Raw genomic sequence first — 17,407 nt, forward strand, 5'->3', positions numbered from 1 at the left:
TTTTCCGAAGAGATCATGCTCAAACAGTGACTGAGGCCCATCGGAGGCGCATGAAGAGAGAGAGCCGCGGCATCCAGTCGATCGAGGTCGGCGGCGAATTGCTCCGCGCGCTCGCCCGCAGCGGCGAGCCGATGATGCTGCGCGATCTCGCCCGCGAGGCCGGCATGACGCCGGCCAAGGCGCATCCTTATCTCGCCAGCTTTTCCCGCATCGGCCTGATCGAGCAGGACGAGAGCACCGGCCGCTACGAGATCGGCGCACTGGCGCTGGAGCTCGGCCTGATCAGCCTGCGCCGCCTCTCCGGCGTACGCATCGCGCGTCCCAGGATCGCGGGCCTTGCGAGCCAGATCGGCCACGCCGTCTCGCTCGCGGTCTGGGGCACGCACGGCCCGACCGTGGTGCAGCTCGAAGAGCCGGCCCAGCCGGTGCACATCGTGATGCGCGTCGGCTCGGTGATGGCGCTGCTGGAGACCGCGACCGGCCGCGCGTTCGCAGCCTTCCTGCCGGAAAAGACGATCAGCGCCGCGCTCGATAGCGGCCTCGATCGCCATGGTGTCGGCTACAACCCGAAGCGCGCTGTGAAAGGCACGAAGGTCGCCGAGATGCTGACCGAGGTGCGCAAGCACGGCCTCGCCCGTGCGCTCGGCGATCCCCTGCCTGGCGTCAACGCGTTCTCCGCGCCGGTGTTCGATCATTCCGGCCACGTCGCGCTGGTCATCACCGCGATGGGCCCGGAAGGCACTTTTGATGCCCGCTGGGACAGCCCGATCGCGCACGCGCTGCGCGACTGCGCGGGGGGCATCTCGAAGCGGCTGGGTTACGGGTTGACGGTCGCGGCGGAGTAAGAGGCAGACTGCCTGCCTCACGACGACTGTCATTCCCCGCGAAAGCGGGGAATCCAGTACGCCGCGGCCCATCGATTCAATCACTGCTGCCTCGGAGTACTGGACCGCCCGGTCAAGCCGGGCGACGACACCGAGTGTGGGGGCGACAACGGCCCTACTTCTCCTTCACCGGCACCGTGTAGTTCAGAACCAGCCGGCCGCCATCCGGATAGATCGTCTGCCCGGTGATATAGGACGCATCGTCGCTGGCAAGGAAGGCTACGACGGAGGCCACCTCGCTCGGCTCGCCGCCACGGCCAGCGGGCGTGCGCGACAGCACGGTCTTGCGCGCGTCCTCGGACGTGTAGATCGCGGAGGCCACCATGTCGGTCAGGATCGTGCCGGGTCCGACCGCGACGACGCGGATGTTGTGCGGAGCGAGTGCGACGGCGGCAACCGATGTCAGCTGCTTCATGCCGCCCTTGGACATCGCATAGGTCGCGAGCGCCGGGATCGCCAGCAGCGCATTTACCGAGGACATGTTGACGATGACCCCGCCGCCGCCTTGCGCGATCATCTGCCTCGCCGCCGCCTGCACGCCGAAGAACGCGCCTTTCAGATTGATGCCGATGATCTCGTCAAATTCCTCTTCGGTGATGTCGAGGATGTCGCGGTTGCGGGCGACGCCGGCATTGTTGACCATGATGTCGAGCCGGCCGAACTCCTTCACCGCGGTCGCGACCAGTTGATCCACGTCCGCGCGCTTGGCGACATTGCCGACGGCAGTGCGCAGGGAATCCGGCCGCCCGAGCTCGGCGGCCGTGGCCGCCAAGCCCTCGGCATCGACGTCGGAGATGACGACCTTGACGCCGTCGTCCAAAAACCTCTTTGCGCAGGCCTTGCCGATGCCGCGCGCCGCGCCGGTGATGGCCGCGACCTTGCCCGATAGTTTCATGGGTTCACTCCTGCAACTTGTAACGATCTCTCGGACGCATTCACGCAAAGACGCGCGGGCGCAGCCCGGCATGAAACCAGGTGATCATGGAATAGATGTCGTAGACGGGCAATCCGACCTCAGCCTGAAGCGCGGCGGCATAAGGCGGCATGTTGGTGCATTCGAGCACGATGGCGCCGACATCCGGATGCTTGGCAACGAGCTCCTTGCCGGCCTCGACCACGTCGCGCTCGGCTTGCGCGATGTCCATGTCGTCCTTCTCGGCCTTGATCAGGACGCGGAAGAACTCCTTGCCGCTCTCGGTGCCGACCAGCGGCGTGTCGAGCGGCACGCCGGCGCCTTCGAGATGGGCCGGTGTCAAGGTCGAGCCCGACACCGTGACGAGGCCGACGCGCTTGCCGGGCGGCAGGGTCGCCTGCACCCACGGCACCTGCATCAGCGAGGAAGTCGCGACGGGAACGCCGACGGCCGCCGCGATCTCCTTCTGGAACAGCGAGAGGAAGCCGCAATTGGTGGTGATGGCCTCCGCCCCGAGCCGCACCAGATCCTTGGCCGCATCGATGAAGTCGGGCAAGAGGCCGGCCGCGCCCTTCAGCACTACCTTTTCCGGCGAGGCGCCGCTCACCACGCGATAGAGCACCGGGAATGGCCAGGTCGTGCCGTTGCCCATGTCGCCGGGAATGCGGGGAAAGCGCGCCTCCAGCATCAGGATGCCGAGCGGCGCGCCGTAGATGGCCTTGCCGCCACGGGCGATGCGGGAGGACGAGCTGGCTGAGGTGGTCATGGTGCGCTCTCAGAGGAAACGATCGGGCGCGAACGGCGCGAGTGGAATCTCCGGCGCCTTGCCGCTCACGAGCTGGGCGACCAGACGGCCGGTGCGGGCCGAGCCGACCAGGCCGACATGGCCGTGGCCGAAAGCATAGACGATGTCGCGCGAGGCGCGCGCATAGCCGATGCAGGGACGTCCGTCCGGCATGCTCGGCCGATGGCCGAACCAGGTCTTGACGCGCGAGACCGGAATGTCCTTCGGCAGTTTCGGGAACATGCTGACGAGGTGGTTGCGCAGAATCTCGGCGCGCTTCCAGTTCGGCGCGGCCTCGAGGCCGGCGATCTCGACCGTGCCGGCGGCGCGCAGGCCCTTGTTGGTCCAGTTCACCACCAGCTTGGCGTCGGAGGCCATGATCGAGCTGCGCGGGCCGACTTCCGGATTCTCGATCACGACATGATAGCCGCGCTCGGTCTCGAGCGGGAGGGGATCGCCGACCGACGCGGTGAGCTGCTTCGAGCGGGCACCGGCCGCGACCACCGCGGCGTCACAGGCGATCTCGCCGGTCTCGGTGACCACAGCGACGAGCTTGCCGCCCTTGAGCTTCAGCCCGGTCGCCTTGGCGCGTACGTGCTTCGCGCCGCTGGCAATCGCATGATTGGCAAGGGCTGCAACATAAGCGCCGGGATCGCGGCAGCGCCCGGCTTCCTCCACCACGACGCCAAAGGTGTAGCGCGGATGCAGATCCGGCTCACGCTGGCGCATTTCGTCGGCATTGAGCTCCAGCCATTCGACGCCAACCTTCCTGCGCAGGCGCCAGCCGAGATCATTGTCGAAATTGCCGCGCGATGTGAACACGTGCATCACGCCGTTGCGCTCGATCAGCTCGGGGACGCCGGCTTCTTCCGCGAGCTTCCTGTGCAGCAGCGGCGCGTCCTTCAGGAGATCGCGCAGCGCGAACGCCGTGGTCTCGACCCGCGCCGCGGTCCAGCCCGAGAGCAGATACTTGATCAGCCAGGGCAGCGCCTTCGGCAGGTAAGACCAGCGGATCGCGAGCGGGCCGAGCGGGTCCAGGAGATAGCCCGGCACCTTCTTCCAGACGCCCGGCTCGGCCGGCGGGATCACCGAATGCGACGACAGCCAGCCGGCATTGCCGTAGCTCGCCGCCTGCTCGCCGCCGGGCTCGCCCGGATCGATCAGCGTCACGCGATGTCCCTCGCGCAGCGCCTCGATAGCGCTGATCACGCCGATCGCGCCGGCTCCGATGATGGCGACGTGGCGGCCGTCAGGCATCGCTCTAGGCTTTCACCGCCGGCGTGAAATCCTTGCCGACCGAGATCGCCCTGGGATCGATGATGCAATGGAGGATCGACGGCTTGCCCGAGGCGAGCGCGCGCTCGAACGCCGGTGCGAACTCTTCGGTGCGCTCGACGCGCTCGCCATGCCCGCCGAACGCCTTCGCATACATCGCGAAATCCGGGTTCTTGAGCTGGGTGCCGACGACGCGGCCGGGATAGTAGCGCTCCTGGTGCATGCGGATGGTGCCGTATTGCGAATTGTCGATGATAATGACGACGAGCGGCGCGTCGTACTGCACGGCGGTGGCGAATTCCTGGCCGTTCATCAGGAAGCAGCCGTCGCCCGCAAACGCGACGACGACGCGATCCGGATATTGCCGCTTGGCCAGCACGCCCGCCGGCACGCCATAGCCCATCGAGCCCGAGGTCGGCGCGAGCTGGGCGGCGAAGCTGTGGAAGCGGTGATGGCGATGGATCCAGCCGGCGTAATTGCCGGCGCCGTTGCAGACGATCGCGTCGTTCGGCAGGCGGTCGCGCAGCCAGGTCATCACCTCGCCGTACTGGAACCTGCCCGGCAGCTCGCGCGCCTTCTCGGTCCAGGCCAGATAATCGGCATGCGCCTTCGCGGCCTCGCCCTTCCATGCCACCGCACCTGACGGCTTCAACGTCTCGACGGCGGCGGCGAAGGCGGCCGGCGTCGCCTGGATCGCCAGTTCAGGCTGATAGATGCGGCCGAGCTCTTCGGAGCCCGGATGCACATGGATCAGCTTCTGCTTCGGATTGGGAATGTCGAGCAGCGTATAGGACGACGATGGCATCTCCGACATGCGGCCGCCGATCAGCAGGACGACGTCGGCATTGTCGATGCGCGCCTTCAGGCCGGGGCTCGGCCCGATGCCGAGGTCGCCGGCATAATGCGAATGGTCGGCGTCGATCAGCGCGGCCCGGCGGAACGAGGTCGCGACCGGCAGGTCGAACCGCTCGGCGAACCGCGCGATGCTCTTGGCCGCCTCGTCGGTCCAGCGCGAGCCGCCGAGAATGACGAGCGGCGCCCTTGCGCCGGCCAGCATGGCGCCGAGCTTTTCGATATCGGCAGGCGCCGGCCAGCTCACGGCGGGCTCGATGCGCATGGCATCGGCAACGGCCGCGGTCTCGGTCAGCATGTTCTCCGGCAGCGCGATCACCACGGGACCGGGGCGGCCCTGCATGGCGACGCGGAAGGCGCGCGCGACCAGCTCCGGAATGCGGTCGGGACGGTCGATCTCGACCGCCCATTTCGCCATCGAGCCGAACACCGCCTTGTAGTCGAGCTCCTGGAACGCCTCGCGCTCGCGCATGCCGGTGTCGACCTGGCCGACGAACAGGATCATCGGGGTCGAATCCTGCATCGCGATGTGGACGCCGTGGCTGGCATTGGTGGCACCGGGGCCGCGGGTGACGAAGCAGACGCCCGGCCGCCCCGTGAGCTTGCCATAGGCTTCCGCCATCATCGCCGCGCCGCCTTCGGCGCGGCAGATCACGACGTCGATCGGGCTGTCATGCAGCGCATCGAGCGCCGCCAGATAGCTCTCGCCCGGCACGCAGGTGACGCGCTCGACGCCCTGGGCGACGAGCTGATCGATCAGGATCTGGCCCCCGGTGCGGGTGTTGCGAATGGTCATGTCGGCTCCCTCAAGACTTCGGCGATACGCACGTGTTCGGGAACTGGCCTAAGACAGGCCGAGAGCGTGCGCAAGGTCGAAAGGCTTCTCGCAGCCTGCGCAGGCGTCATGCCCGTCCCTGCCGTTTGCACTACAGGCCCTGCCGCGGCCATGATGGCGAGCTTCGGCATCTTCGTCTAAGATCCCTCTGAATCACTGTTCGGGAGCACCGGAATGCAAACCATTGGCCTGATCGGAGGCATGAGCTGGGAGAGCACCGCGCTTTACTACAAGCTCATCAACGAGCGGGTCCGCGACCGCATCGGCAAGCTGCATTCGGCCCCGCTTCTGATGTATTCCTACGATTTCGAGGAGATCAAGCAGATGCAATATGCTGGCCGCTGGCAGGAGGCGGCGGCGAGCCTGGCGGAGGTCGCGCGGCTGCTCGAAAGTGCCGGCGCGCGGGCCATCGTGCTGTGCACCAACACGATGCATAAATTGGCGCCGGAGATCATCTCCAGCGTCAACGTTCCGTTCATCCACATCGGCGATGCGACGGCCGAGCGGATTCGCGCCAAAGGATATCGGCGGGTCGGCTTGCTCGGCACCAAGTTCACGATGGAGGAAGACTTCTACATCGACCGATTGCGCGCGCACGACCTCGACGCCATGGTCCCTCCCGCGGACGAGCGCGTCGAGGTGAACCGCATCATCTACGACGAGCTGTGCCTCGGGAACGTCGCCGCGCCCTCGCGCCGCCGCTACCAGGAGGTGATGGCGGCGCTCGTCGCCGGCGGCGCCGAGTGCATCATCCTCGGCTGCACCGAGATCACCATGCTGGTCGGCCCTGATGACACGTCGGTCGAGACATTCGACACCACCGCCATTCACGCAGAGACGGCCGCCGATTTCGCGATCGGGTGAATTGATCTCCTCAGTCCAGCCCGTGCCGCGAGGTCCCGGGGGACGTGGACTACCCTGACCCGCTCCGCTTCTGTCGCGCGCTCGCCAGCAGCACCAGCATGAATGAGGCCGCCGTCATCAAGGTCGAGATCGCGGCGATGGTCGGATCGATCTCGTCGCGCAGCGCGGTGAACATGCGCTTGGTCAACGGCTGATACTGGCCGCCGGAAATGAACAGCGCGACGATGGTCTCGTCCATCGCCGAGATGAAGGCGAAGATTCCGCCCGCAACCACGCTGGACTTGATCTGCGGCAGCGTCACCGCGAAGAAGCTGCGCAGGCGGTTCATGCCGAGGCTGCGCGCCACCATCTCCTGCGCCGGATCGAAACTCTGCAGGCCCGCGAGCACCGAGATGACGACATAGGGCAGGCCCAGCATCACGTTCGCCAGCACGAGGCCGGGCATGGTCGCGACCAGACCGACTTTGGCATAGACGAAGAAGATGCCGACGGCGGTGATGATGATCGGCACCACCAGCGGCAACAGCAGCGCCAAGTGGATCAGCCTCATGATGCGCAGCTTCGACTGGCTGATGGCATAGGCAGCGGCCACCCCGAACGGGGTCGCGATCACGACGGTAAGGAGGGCGACCGTCAGCGTCACCCGCGTCGCCTGCATCCAGGCGGGATTTGAGAAATATTGCTGGTACCAGCGCAGCGAAAAGGACGGTGGCGGAAAGGTGAGAAAGCGCGCGCTGGAGAACGAGATCGGCGCGATAATCAGAACGGGGAGGATCAGATAGACCAGCACCAGCGCGCTGACCACGTAGAGGGCGATCCGTGCGGGCGAGGCGCGCATCATTTCTGCCCCAACACGCGGTCGAGCGAGATGAAGCGGCTGACGATGACGAAGATCACGAGCACACTGATGAGCAGCACGACGGCGACCGCGCTCGCCGCCCCGAACTGGTTGTAGAGCTCGACATTGCGGCTCACCAGCATCGACACCATCACGGTGCGGCCGCCGCCGAGCAGCTCCGGCGTGATGTAGAAGCCGAGGCAGAGCACGAACACCATGGTGCAGCCGGCGAGCACGCCCGGCAGCGACAGCGGCAGGAACACGCGCATGAAGGTGAGCGACGGGCTCGCGCCCAGGCTGGCGCCGGCCTGCATGAGATCGTTGGGAATCTTCTGCATGGTGGCGTAGAGCGGCAACACCATGAAGGGCAGCAGGATGTGCACGGTCGCAACCACCGTGCCAAAGGTGTTGTGGACCAGCGCGAGCGGCTCGGAGATCACATCGAGGTAGCGCAGGAACTGGTTGATCACGCCGGTGCGCTGCAGCAGCGCCAGCCAGGCATAGGCGCGGACCAGCACGCTGGTCCAGAACGGCAGCACGACCAGCGAGAGGATGAGGATGCTCCACCCTTTCGGCACCGAATTGGCAAGGTAGGCCACGGGATAGCCGAGCAGCAGCGCGATTGCCGTGACCGCGAGGCTGATCTCGAAGGTCAGCGCAAAGCTGCGCCAGTAGACGTCTTCGGTGAAGACGCGGCGATAATTCTCCAGCGTGAAGCCGTCATGGTAGATCGACTGCCAGGCCAGCCAGCCCACCGGCAGCAGGATCAGAGCCAGGATCACCAGCAGCGCCGGCGACACCAGTGCCAGCATCAGGCCGTGCTCACGGCGCTGATGTTTTTGGGAGGGATCTGGCACTGAAGTCGTCAACGCTGCCTCGCTCACTTCTGCATGAAGGACGCCCAGCGCTTCTCGGCGGCTTCGCCCGCCGGCGAGGACCACCAGGCGTAGGACATCAGCGCTTGCTTCGCCGCATTGGCCGGCTCGCTCGGCAATTGCGCGGCGCGCTCGGGCTTGATCACGCTGGTCTCGAATGCCTTGGGATTGCCCGGACCATAGTCGATGTGCAATGGCAGATTGGCCTGGTGCACTGGATCGACGGCCTCGTTGAGGAACTTCACCGCCGTGGCGAGATTCGGCGCGCCCTTGAGGATGCAAAGTGACGTACTCTGCAGGATGCCCTGGTTGTAGGTAAAGGTGACCTTCGCGCCTTCCTTGGCGACCGCGCTGACGCGACCGTTCCAGGCCATCTCCATGTCGACCTCGCCGTCATTGAGCAACTGCGCCGACTGCGCGCCCGAGGTCCACCACACCGTGATGTGCGGCTTGATCTCTTCCAGCTTCTTGAAGGCGCGGTCGACGTCGAGCGGATAAAGCTTGTCCGGTGCGACGCCGTCGGCCATCAGCGCCGCCTCCAACGTTGCAAACGGATGGTTGCGCAGCGCGCGGCGGCCGGGGAATTTCTTCACGTCCCAGAAATCGGCCCAGCTGTTCGGCGCGTCCTTCGGGAATTTCTTCTGGCTGTAGGCAAGTACGCTCGAATAGAACTCGTAGGACACTGAATAGGGGCTGCGATAGGCCTCCGGCATCGCCGCGCCGTTTGGAATCTTCGAGAAGTCGAGCTTCTCCATCAGCCCCTGTTCGCCGCCGCGCAGGCAGTTACCGGTCGGGGTGTCGACGACGTCCCAGATCGGCTTGCCGCTGCCGACCTGCGTCTTGATCGCGGGCCAGGCATCGGGAATGGAGTCCTGGTTGATGGTGATGCCGAGCTTCTTGGCGGAGGGATCGAGGATCGCCACCGTCTGCGCCTGCTGATAGGCGCCGCCCTGCGAGACGAAGGTGATCTGCTCGGCGGCATCAGCCGCGCTGGTCAGTCCGATTGCGCCCAGCAGCGCGCAGCCCAATCCAAATTTCTGCTTCATCGTCATCCTCACCTCCTCCAAATAGATCTCACTGACCGATCGCATCGAGAAACTGGTACCAGCCGGCGACCACGCGCACGGCGGGCTCCCGCAGCGGATAGAACGGAATCGCCTTCATGCGCCGGGCGTCGAGCAGGCCGACGTCGGGCGTCTCGCCGCGCACGAAGGCGGCGAGATAGCGGCCCATCAGGCTCGACATCGCGACGCCTGCGCCGTTGTAGCCGACCGAGAAGAGCGTGCGGTCATCGAGCCGGCCGATATGCGGGACCGAGTCCAGCGTCATCGCGACCAGGCCCGACCATTTGTATGCGAGCGGGACATCGGCGAGATCGGGGAAGATGCCGACCATCGCCTTGCGCAAGGCGTCGAATGCGGCCTGCGAGTCCTGCTTGCCGAAGGCGCCGCGGCCGCCGAAGATGACGCGGTTGTCGACCATGCGGAACCAGCGCATCATGCGCTTGGTCTCGGTGTAAGTGCGCCCCGTCGGCATCAGTTTTCCCGCGAGATTGCCGGGAAGCCGCTCGGTTGCGACCATGGCGCTGCGGAACGGGATCAGCGTGCGCGGCAGATGCGCGGTGGCACCGGTCAGATCCGAATAGCTGTTGGTGGCAATGATCGCCTGTTTTGCGCGCACCGCGCCTTGCGGTGTCTCGGCAACGATGCCGTCCTTCTCGCGCCGGAGCTTGACGACCGGCGACTCCTGGAAAATCGGAACGCCGCGCCTTGCAACGCCGTTTGCGAGGCCGCGCAGATAGTTCAGCGGATGGATCCCGCCCGAGCCGGGATTGAGCACACCGCCGACAAAGATCTCGGAGCCGGTCTCCTCACGCACCTGTCCCTTGTCGAGAATGCGGACCGCGGCGGAGCCCATCTCGCGCGTCATCCAGTTGGCTTCGTCGATCGCGGCCTTGAGCGTCGTCTCATTGTGCGCGGCCTTGACCTGGCCGGTGCGCACAAGGTTCGCGCTGGTGATGCCGAATTCGGAGACGAGCTCCTCGACCATGTCGGTCGATTCATGCGCGATCTCGTACATGCGCCGCGCCATGTCGCGGCCGTGTGCGGCATCGATCTCGCGGAACGAGAGGCGGAATTTTGCGGTGATCACGCCGCCATTGCGCCCGCTCGCGCCCCAACCGGGACGGTTGGCCTCGAGCACGACGGGACTGAGCCCGCTCCTGGCGATGTGGTGCGCGGCGGAGAGGCCGGTGTAGCCGGCGCCGATGATCACCACATCCGCCTGTTGCTCGCCCGACAGCACGGGAAACGCGCGCGCCGGCTCCGCCGTGGCTTCCCACAGCGAATTGACGGAAGGCAGCGCGCACCAGTCCCGTGTCATGCCACAGCTCTCCGTTACGTCGCCGGCCCGATGGCCGCGTCGGCAAGCGCCTTCAACGTCGGATAATGGAAGTCCGGCTTGGTCAGCGTCTCCACCGCCGGCGTGCCGCCGAATCCGGCGATGCCCTGGCGGCGCTCGATCCAGCACACCTTGTAGCCGAGCTTCCGCGCGATCCCGATGTCGTGATACTGGCTCTGCGCGACGTGCAGGATGTCGGACTGCTTGTAGCCGAAGGCGGACTGGCGGCCCTTGTTGTAGGCGAAGAATTCCGGGTTCGGTTTTGCAACGCCGGTGTCGTCGGCGCAGACGGTGTCATCGAAGGGATTGCCGAGCGCATGCGCGTAGCACGACAGCGCCACGCGGTCGGCATTGGTCATCGCGACCAGGCGGAATTTTGTGCGCAAGCGCTTCAGCGCCTCAACGGAATCGGAGAACGGGCCCCAGCGCAGCACGGCGAGCTGGAAGACGTCGCAGGAGGCATCGTCCGCCGGCAGCCCCAGCTCCTTGGCGAGATAGCGATACACGTGGAACATCACCTCGCTCGAGCGCTCGTAATGCTTGTCGCGCCCGCGCTTGTAGGATTCGAAAATCTGGTCGTCGCTGAGCTCGGCCGCCTTCTTGCCTCCGATCTTGCGCACCGCTTCAAGTACGCCGGTCTCGAAATCGATCAGGGTGCCGACGACGTCGAAGGTGAGGACCTTGAAATTGCTGAACGCGGCTTGGGTCGACATGTCAGTTTCTTCTCTCGGGTTGGATGAGGCTTGAGTTCAGTCCCTCACCCTGGGCACGACAATGGTGTCCTCGGGATGGAGGGTGACGGTGAGGCTGCCGCCGAGCGGCGGAATGCGGTGATAGGCCTGGTGATAGCTCGGCTGGCGCAGGCTGAGCGCGATGCCGTCGGCGAGCGCGAGGAAAATGCGCAGGCTCTCGCCCTGATAGACGATGTCGGTGACGGTCCCGGTCAGCCGGTTACAGGCGGCATCCTGCGCGCCGTCATCAATCAGCAGCTTCTCGCTGTGCACGGCCAGCATCAGGGCATCGCCATCGGGAATGGCGCGTGCGCTGCGCAGCAAGGCATTGCCGAGCGCAACGCTGGAAGCATCGACGCGGCGGACCGGCAGCATCGTGGCTTCGCCGATGAAGCTGGCGACGAAGGAATCGGCGGGATGGTCATGCAGCCGCGCCGGCTCGTCGATCTGGACCAGCCGGCCGTCCTTCATGACGGCGACGCGGTCGCTCATGGTCAGCGCCTCGCGCTGGTCATGGGTGACGTAGATGATGGTCGCGCCGATCCGCTTGTGCAACGCGCGCAGCTCGATCTGCATGGATTCGCGCAGCTGCTTGTCGAGCGCGGAAAGCGGCTCGTCCATCAGGATCAGGCGCGGCTCGAAGATCATGGCGCGCGCCAGCGCCACGCGCTGGCGCTGGCCGCCGGAGAGCTGCGCGATGCCGCGCTCTTCATAGCCGGCAAGCCCGACCATGCTGAGCGCCGCGCGCACCTTGTCCGGCCAGAAGGATTTCGGCAGGCGTCGCGCGCGCAAGGGAAAGGCGACGTTCTCCCCGACGCTCATATGCGGAAACAGCGCGTAGTTCTGGAACACCACGCCGATGTCGCGCTTGTGCGGCGGCATGTAGGTGACGTCACGGCCTCCGAATAGAATCGTGCCTGAGGTCGGCAGGATGAAGCCGCCCAAAATGCCGAGCAGCGTGGTCTTGCCGGAGCCGGACGGGCCAAGCAGTGAGACGAATTCACCGGCGCTGACATTGAGCGAAACGTCGTCGAGGGCGCGAACGGCGCCATAGGCCTTGCTGGCGGACCTGATCTCGACGCTCTCCGCGCGCTTGTCCAACGATCGACCTCGCGATGTCCCTCAGCCGGCGTGCCTCACTGCGCGCCATAAGCCTGCTTTATAGACAGGGATTTGGAGCACTCACGGCAAAGCGTGCGCTGCACCAAATCCTCTCTCGAAGGGCCTGTCTTTAAGCTGTCATGCTGATGACACCAGACTTGGCAAAATCCGGCAATTGCCAAATTCTCACCGCGCCCATAACATGACGTTATGCCAGAGCTCCGTCGCATGCTGCCGTCCAGCAACGCCCTGTTCGTCTTCGACGCGGCGGCGCGCAATGGCAGCTTCACGGCTGCGGCCGCCGAGCTGAACGTCACGCAGCCGGCGGTGAGCCGGATGCTCGGCCAGTTCGAGGAGCATCTCGGCGTTCGCCTGTTCGATCGCAAGGCGGGTCGCGCGGTGCTCACCGAAGAAGGCGAGCTGCTCTATCGCCGCGTGCTCGAAGGCTTTCGCAGCATCGAGAGCGGGCTCGTCGAGATCGAGCGGCGGCGCAAGGGCACCGAGACGGTGACGCTGTCGGTCTCCTCCGCCTTCACCACGCACTGGCTGATGCCGCGCATCGACAAGCTGCAGAAGCAGTTTCCGCAAGTCGATCTGCGCTTCCAGTTGATTTCCGGCGCGCTGCGCGGGCCGGTGGAGAATGTCGACCTCGGCATGCGCTTCCGCGATCGCGACGAGCCGCCCTCCGGCGGCACCCTGGTGATGAAGGAAGTGATGCTGCCGATGTGCAGCCCCACCTATCTCGGCGAGACCGATCCCGCCGAGGGCAACACCATCATCCGCCTCGCCGAGACGCCGGGCGACTGGGCCGCGGATTACGCTTCGCTCCTCACCGGCCGCCGCGGCGCGGCCAAGGCGCTGAGCTTCACCGACTATGCCTTCGTGGTGCAGGCCGCGCTGCTCGGCCAGGGCATTGCGCTCGGCTGGCTGACGGTCGCCTCGCACTGGCTGCTCACCGGCGCGCTGGTGCCGGCCTCCGACCGGCTCACCACCACGCGCCGCATCTGCGAATTCCTGCCGCCGCGCAACCGCCCGATGCGCCCGATCGCCGCCGAGATCCGCGACTGGATCATCGCGCAGATGAAAAGCGAGATCGCCGCGATCGACCGGCTCTATCCGAAGCTCGGCGCCATGGCGGCGTGCTATTGAGCCTGGAGCGAGCTTCACAAGAAGCCGTCATGCCCGGGCTTGTCCCGGGCATCCACGTTCGCCGTGCCACGTGGTAAGGCGTGGATGGCCGGGACAAGCCCGGCCATGACGCTGTGGAGGCGTCGCCCCCCCTCCCTCCACGTCATTGCGAGCGCAGCGAAGCAATCCAGAGTCTTTCCGCGGAGGGATTCTGGATTGCTTCGTCGCAAGAGCTCCTCGCAATGACAGTGTGGAGAGAGGTTTGCCCGCTACCGATGCTCGATCGCCCTGATCGCACCGCGCAACTCTGCGAGGCCGCGCAGGCGGCCGATCGCGGTGTAGCCGGGATTGGTGCGCTTGGTGGCGGCGAGATCGTCGAGCATGCGGTGGCCGTGATCGGGACGGAACACGATTCTCTTGTCCGGTGCGCGCCGCGCGTTCTCCTTCAACAGCGCCTTGAGCACCGCGATCATGTCGACGTCACCGTCGAGATGGTCGGACTCGTAGAACGACAGGACGTCCGCCTCGCGCTTCGTCGCGCGCAGATGGGCGAACGCGATGCGCGGGCCGAAGCGCTCGGCCATATCAGGGAGATTGTTCTCCGCGCGCACGCCGAGCGAGCCGGTGCAGAAGCAGATGCCGTTGGCCTTGGACGGCACGGCATCGAACAGCGCCTGATAATCGTCGGCGCTGGAAGCAATGCGCGGCAGGCCGAACAGCGGCCGCGGCGGATCGTCCGGATGCAGCGTCAAGGAGACATCGAGCTGCTCGGCCACCGGCGTTACGCGCGCGAGGAATTCCGCGAGATGCTGCCGCAATATCTTTGGCGTGATGTCGCGATAGGTGTCCAGCCGATCGCGGAATTGCGGGATCGTCATCGGCTCGGTGGTCGAGCCCGGCAGCGCGCTGGCAATGACCATGACGAGATAGTCGATATCCGCCTGGCTCATCTGCTCGAACAGCTTTTTAGCGCGCGCCTGCTGCTCGGGGGTATACTCCTGAGCAGCCGCCGGGCGCTTCAGGATGTGCAGCTCGAATGCCGCAAAGCGGTCCTGGTCGAAGCGCATGGCACGGGCGCCGTTCGGCAGCTCCCATTCCAGATCGGTGCGGCACCAGTCCACCACGGGCATGAAGTTATAGCAGATGATCTTGATGCCGGACGCGGCGACCGCCTCCAGGCTCGCGATCCACGCCTCGATCGACTTGGTCGCTTTTCCGCCGAGGCGCTTGACGTCGTCAGGGATCGGAATCGATTCCACCACCGACCAGGTCAGCTGCGAGCGGCCGGGCTGGCCGTTCTCGATGAAGTTCTTGCGCTCCTCGACCGCCTTGCGCGTCCAGGCCTCTCCGATCGGCACCTGATGCAGCGCCGAGACGATCTGGCTCGCCCCGGCCTGCCTGACGTCATCGAGCGAGACCGGATCATCCGGCCCGTACCAGCGCCATCCCTCCAGCATCATCGAATTCTCCCGGATCAATTCGCGGTCAACACGACCTTGACGCTCTGCGAACGGTCGAGCGCCAGCCGCAGCGCGTCGGGCGCAGTCGAGAGCGGCCGCTCGGCGGTGACCAGCGACAGCACATCGACGCTGCCGTTGCCGATCAGTTCCACCGCATTCATGAACTCTAAGCCGAAGCGGAACGAGCCGCGCAGATCGATCTCCTTCGCCATCACCGCATTCGACGGCGTCGGGATCTGGCCGCCCGGCAGATTGCCGATCTGCACCACGACGCCGCCGCGCCTGACGATGCCGATCGCGCTGGCAAGGCCGGCAGCCGTGCCCGAGACCTCGAACGCGACGTCATAGGGGCGCGACGCAGCCTGCGCCTTCAACCCTTCCTCGCCGGCCGAGACATTCTCGACATGGGAGGCGCCGAGCTTGGTCGCAAAGGCCAGCGGCGCCGGAGCGATGTCGGCCACGGTGATGTCAGCCATGCCGGCGCGGTGCGCCGCGAGCATGGTCAAGAGCCCGATCGGGCCGGCACCGAAGATGATGCCGCGCTTGCCCTCGATCTTGCCGGCGCGCGCGACCGCGTGCAGGCAGACCGCGAGCGGTTCGGCCAGTGCCGCCGCCTGGTAGGAGACGTGATCGGGAATCTTCACGCACTGCGCCGGGATCGCGTCGAAGTAATTGGCGAAGCCGCCTTGCATGTGCGGCGTCTTCGAGGCCGAACCCATGAAATAGATGTTCTCGCACAGGTTCGGCCGTCCCTCGCGGCAGGCGACGCAATGGCCGCACCAGCGCGACGGGTTGACCGCGACGCGGTCGCCGACCTTCAGGTTCGCAGCCGCGCCGGAGATCTCGACGACCTCGCCGGAGATCTCATGGCCCAGCACCAGCGGCGACTTCACCACGAAGTCTCCGGTGCGGGCATGACGGAAATAGTGCATGTCCGAGCCGCAGATGCCGCCGGCGCCGAAGCGGATGCGCACCATGCCGTCAGCGAGCCTGTCGAGCGGATGCTCGATCATGCGCAGGTCTTCGGGGCCAAACAGGGTCGCGGCGAGAGCAGTCGAGGTCATTTGGAGAGTCCCATGTATTTTGGCAGCCAGAGGGTCAGGTCGGGAATGAAGGTGATCGCGATCAGCGCCAGCATCAGCGGCACTAGCCAGGGCAGGATCGCCACCGTCGTGCGCTCGACCGAGAGCTTGGCGACGCGGGCGAGCACGAACAGCACCATGCCAAGCGGCGGATGCAACAGGCCGATCATCAGGTTCAGCGTCATGATCAGGCCGAAATGAATGGGGTCGATGCCGAGCTTGAGCACGATCGGGAGCAGGATCGGCACCAGGATGGTGATCGCCGCCGTGGTGTCGATGAAGCATCCCACGAACAGGATCAGCACGTTGGCGAGCGCCAGGAACACCCATTTGTTCTGGGTGATGCTGAGCATCCAGTCCGAGAGCATCTGCGCCGCCTGTGACACCGTCAGCAGCCAGGCGAAGATCGAGGCCGCGGTGACGATGAACAGCACCGAGGCCGTGGTCTCGATGGTGTCGAAGGTCGCCTTGGCGACGGTCTGGAACGTCATGGTGCGGTAGCGGACGAGGCCGAGGAACAGCGACCAGATCACCGCGGCGACGGCGGCTTCCGTCGGCGTGAACCAGCCGAGCGTCATGCCGCCGATCAGGATCACCGGCGCCATCAGCGCCATCACCGCCGAGAAGTCGAAATACCAGTCGATCAGGAGCAGCGTGCCGAGGCCGATGACGACGGCCGTGTTGACCGAAAGGCCGGCCAGCACCATCAGCCAGATCGCCATCGGGAACGACAGCACGATCAATATCTCGAGCCCGGCCGAGCCGAGCTGCGGCCAAGAGAACGGCGTGTCGCTGCCCCATTTGTTCTTGTGCGCGAAATAGGTGACGGTCACCATCATGAACAGCGTCAGCACGACGCCGGGAATGACGCCGCCCAGGAACAGCGCGCCGATCGAGACGTTCGCCATCATGCCGTAGATCACGAACGGCAGCGACGGCGGAATGATCGGTCCGAGCGTTGCCGAGGCCGCGGTGACGCCGACCGAGAACTCGGTGGAGTAACCGTGGTCCTTCATCGCCTTGATCTCGATGGTGCCGAGGCCGGCGGCATCCGCAATCGCGGTGCCGGACATGCCGGAGAAGATCACCGAGCCGATGATGTTGACGTGGCCGAGGCCGCCGCGCATCCACCCCACCAGCGCAACCGCGAATTTGTAGATGCGCCCGGTGACGCCGGCGATGTTCATGAGATTGCCGGCCAGGATGAAGAACGGCACGGCGAGCAGCGGGAAGCTCTCGACGCCGGCGATCATGCGCTGCGCCAGCGTGACGTCGGGCGTCACGCCGCTGACCAGGATATAGAGCAGCGACGACACGGCCATGGCGATCGCCACGGGAACGCCGAGCAGCATGAGAACGAGAAAGCCTCCGAGCAACAGCAGCAT

The 17,407-nt window shown here is 65.8% G+C and carries 16 protein-coding genes; 3 read left to right on the plus strand and 13 right to left on the minus strand.

What is annotated here, in order from left to right:
- The first annotated feature begins 50 nt into the window (after positions 1-50).
- Positions 51-845 carry an IclR family transcriptional regulator gene (locus tag I6F28_RS02100; protein ID WP_225139172.1) on the plus strand — a complete coding sequence of 265 codons (795 nt, stop codon included), beginning with the start codon at positions 51-53 and terminating at the stop codon, positions 843-845.
- Between the two features lie 154 nt (positions 846-999).
- On the opposite strand, the gene I6F28_RS02105 is transcribed toward I6F28_RS02100, so the two are convergent.
- Genes I6F28_RS02105 through I6F28_RS02120 form a run of 4 tightly spaced genes read right to left on the minus strand, consistent with a single transcriptional unit; the run spans position 1,000 to position 5,504 of the window.
- Positions 1,000-1,779 carry an SDR family NAD(P)-dependent oxidoreductase gene (locus I6F28_RS02105; protein WP_225139173.1) on the minus strand — a complete coding sequence of 260 codons (780 nt, stop codon included), beginning with the start codon at positions 1,777-1,779 and terminating at the stop codon, positions 1,000-1,002.
- Positions 1,780-1,819: 40 nt separating this feature from the next.
- Complete coding sequence (locus I6F28_RS02110) at positions 1,820-2,563, minus strand: aspartate/glutamate racemase family protein (RefSeq protein WP_036027373.1); 744 nt, start codon at positions 2,561-2,563, stop codon at positions 1,820-1,822.
- A gap of 9 nt (positions 2,564-2,572) precedes the next feature.
- Positions 2,573-3,838: an NAD(P)/FAD-dependent oxidoreductase gene (locus tag I6F28_RS02115; protein ID WP_225139174.1), complete on the minus strand. Its 1,266-nt coding sequence runs from the start codon at positions 3,836-3,838 to the stop codon at positions 2,573-2,575.
- 4 nt (positions 3,839-3,842) lie between these two features.
- Positions 3,843-5,504: a thiamine pyrophosphate-binding protein gene (locus I6F28_RS02120; RefSeq protein WP_225139175.1), complete on the minus strand. Its 1,662-nt coding sequence runs from the start codon at positions 5,502-5,504 to the stop codon at positions 3,843-3,845.
- A 213-nt stretch (positions 5,505-5,717) separates the two neighbouring features.
- Here I6F28_RS02120 and I6F28_RS02125 point away from each other — a divergent pair, with 213 nt between their 5' ends.
- Positions 5,718-6,407: an aspartate/glutamate racemase family protein gene (locus tag I6F28_RS02125; protein WP_109145921.1), complete on the plus strand. Its 690-nt coding sequence runs from the start codon at positions 5,718-5,720 to the stop codon at positions 6,405-6,407.
- A gap of 49 nt (positions 6,408-6,456) precedes the next feature.
- Here the strand turns inward: I6F28_RS02125 and I6F28_RS02130 are convergent, their stop codons facing one another.
- The 6 genes from I6F28_RS02130 to I6F28_RS02155 all read right to left on the minus strand — a co-directional run bounded on the left by I6F28_RS02130 (position 6,457) and on the right by I6F28_RS02155 (position 12,352).
- On the minus strand, positions 6,457-7,248 hold the full coding sequence (locus I6F28_RS02130; RefSeq protein ID WP_109144792.1) for an ABC transporter permease: 792 nt from the start codon (positions 7,246-7,248) through the stop codon (positions 6,457-6,459).
- Positions 7,245-8,057 carry an ABC transporter permease gene (locus I6F28_RS02135; RefSeq protein WP_225139176.1) on the minus strand — a complete coding sequence of 271 codons (813 nt, stop codon included), beginning with the start codon at positions 8,055-8,057 and terminating at the stop codon, positions 7,245-7,247. Before I6F28_RS02135 ends, I6F28_RS02130 begins: the two co-directional genes overlap by 4 nt.
- Positions 8,058-8,125: 68 nt before the next feature.
- Positions 8,126-9,172, minus strand: a complete 1,047-nt coding sequence (locus I6F28_RS02140; RefSeq protein WP_225112081.1) for an ABC transporter substrate-binding protein — start codon at positions 9,170-9,172, stop codon at positions 8,126-8,128.
- Between the two features lie 22 nt (positions 9,173-9,194).
- The gene (locus I6F28_RS02145) at positions 9,195-10,502 is read right to left on the minus strand and encodes an NAD(P)/FAD-dependent oxidoreductase (RefSeq protein WP_225139177.1); all 1,308 of its coding nucleotides are present in this window, start codon (positions 10,500-10,502) and stop codon (positions 9,195-9,197) included.
- A gap of 14 nt (positions 10,503-10,516) precedes the next feature.
- On the minus strand, positions 10,517-11,233 hold the full coding sequence (locus I6F28_RS02150; RefSeq protein WP_057026006.1) for an HAD family hydrolase: 717 nt from the start codon (positions 11,231-11,233) through the stop codon (positions 10,517-10,519).
- Between the two features lie 36 nt (positions 11,234-11,269).
- Positions 11,270-12,352: an ABC transporter ATP-binding protein gene (locus tag I6F28_RS02155; protein ID WP_225139178.1), complete on the minus strand. Its 1,083-nt coding sequence runs from the start codon at positions 12,350-12,352 to the stop codon at positions 11,270-11,272.
- 210 nt (positions 12,353-12,562) lie between these two features.
- On the opposite strand from I6F28_RS02155, the gene I6F28_RS02160 reads away from it, so the two are divergent.
- Positions 12,563-13,501: a LysR family transcriptional regulator gene (locus tag I6F28_RS02160; RefSeq protein WP_225139179.1), complete on the plus strand. Its 939-nt coding sequence runs from the start codon at positions 12,563-12,565 to the stop codon at positions 13,499-13,501.
- 248 nt (positions 13,502-13,749) lie between these two features.
- Here the strand turns inward: I6F28_RS02160 and uxuA are convergent, their stop codons facing one another.
- Genes uxuA through I6F28_RS02175 form a run of 3 tightly spaced genes read right to left on the minus strand, consistent with a single transcriptional unit; the run spans position 13,750 to position 17,407 of the window.
- A complete protein-coding gene (gene uxuA, locus I6F28_RS02165) occupies positions 13,750-14,940 on the minus strand; it encodes a mannonate dehydratase (RefSeq protein ID WP_225123942.1) in 1,191 nt (396 codons plus the stop codon).
- A gap of 14 nt (positions 14,941-14,954) precedes the next feature.
- Entirely contained in the window at positions 14,955-16,004 is a 1,050-nt protein-coding gene (locus tag I6F28_RS02170) for an L-idonate 5-dehydrogenase (protein ID WP_225139180.1), read from the minus strand.
- Positions 16,001-17,407: a TRAP transporter large permease gene (locus tag I6F28_RS02175; protein WP_225139181.1), complete on the minus strand. Its 1,407-nt coding sequence runs from the start codon at positions 17,405-17,407 to the stop codon at positions 16,001-16,003. Before I6F28_RS02175 ends, I6F28_RS02170 begins: the two co-directional genes overlap by 4 nt.

The organism is Bradyrhizobium sp. NBAIM14, assembly GCF_020193895.1.
Lineage (GTDB): Bacteria > Pseudomonadota > Alphaproteobacteria > Rhizobiales > Xanthobacteraceae > Bradyrhizobium > Bradyrhizobium yuanmingense.

What these genes read in the sequence shown, in the direction of transcription:
- I6F28_RS02125 (WP_109145921.1), top strand. Translation starts at nt 5,718, where the DNA reads ATGCAAACCATTGGCCTGATCGGAGGCATGAGCTGGGAGAGCACCGCG.
- I6F28_RS02100 (WP_225139172.1), top strand. Translation starts at nt 51, where the DNA reads ATGAAGAGAGAGAGCCGCGGCATCCAGTCGATCGAGGTCGGCGGCGAA.
- I6F28_RS02140 (WP_225112081.1), bottom strand. Translation starts at nt 9,172, where the DNA reads ATGACGATGAAGCAGAAATTTGGATTGGGCTGCGCGCTGCTGGGCGCA.
- I6F28_RS02160 (WP_225139179.1), top strand. Translation starts at nt 12,563, where the DNA reads ATGCCAGAGCTCCGTCGCATGCTGCCGTCCAGCAACGCCCTGTTCGTC.
- I6F28_RS02120 (WP_225139175.1), bottom strand. Translation starts at nt 5,504, where the DNA reads ATGACCATTCGCAACACCCGCACCGGGGGCCAGATCCTGATCGATCAG.
- I6F28_RS02150 (WP_057026006.1), bottom strand. Translation starts at nt 11,233, where the DNA reads ATGTCGACCCAAGCCGCGTTCAGCAATTTCAAGGTCCTCACCTTCGAC.
- I6F28_RS02105 (WP_225139173.1), bottom strand. Translation starts at nt 1,779, where the DNA reads ATGAAACTATCGGGCAAGGTCGCGGCCATCACCGGCGCGGCGCGCGGC.
- I6F28_RS02170 (WP_225139180.1), bottom strand. Translation starts at nt 16,004, where the DNA reads ATGACCTCGACTGCTCTCGCCGCGACCCTGTTTGGCCCCGAAGACCTG.
- I6F28_RS02130 (WP_109144792.1), bottom strand. Translation starts at nt 7,248, where the DNA reads ATGATGCGCGCCTCGCCCGCACGGATCGCCCTCTACGTGGTCAGCGCG.
- I6F28_RS02175 (WP_225139181.1), bottom strand. Translation starts at nt 17,407, where the DNA reads ATGCTGCTGTTGCTCGGAGGCTTTCTCGTTCTCATGCTGCTCGGCGTT.
- I6F28_RS02115 (WP_225139174.1), bottom strand. Translation starts at nt 3,838, where the DNA reads ATGCCTGACGGCCGCCACGTCGCCATCATCGGAGCCGGCGCGATCGGC.
- I6F28_RS02135 (WP_225139176.1), bottom strand. Translation starts at nt 8,057, where the DNA reads ATGCTGGCACTGGTGTCGCCGGCGCTGCTGGTGATCCTGGCTCTGATC.
- I6F28_RS02110 (WP_036027373.1), bottom strand. Translation starts at nt 2,563, where the DNA reads ATGACCACCTCAGCCAGCTCGTCCTCCCGCATCGCCCGTGGCGGCAAG.
- I6F28_RS02145 (WP_225139177.1), bottom strand. Translation starts at nt 10,502, where the DNA reads ATGACACGGGACTGGTGCGCGCTGCCTTCCGTCAATTCGCTGTGGGAA.
- uxuA (WP_225123942.1), bottom strand. Translation starts at nt 14,940, where the DNA reads ATGATGCTGGAGGGATGGCGCTGGTACGGGCCGGATGATCCGGTCTCG.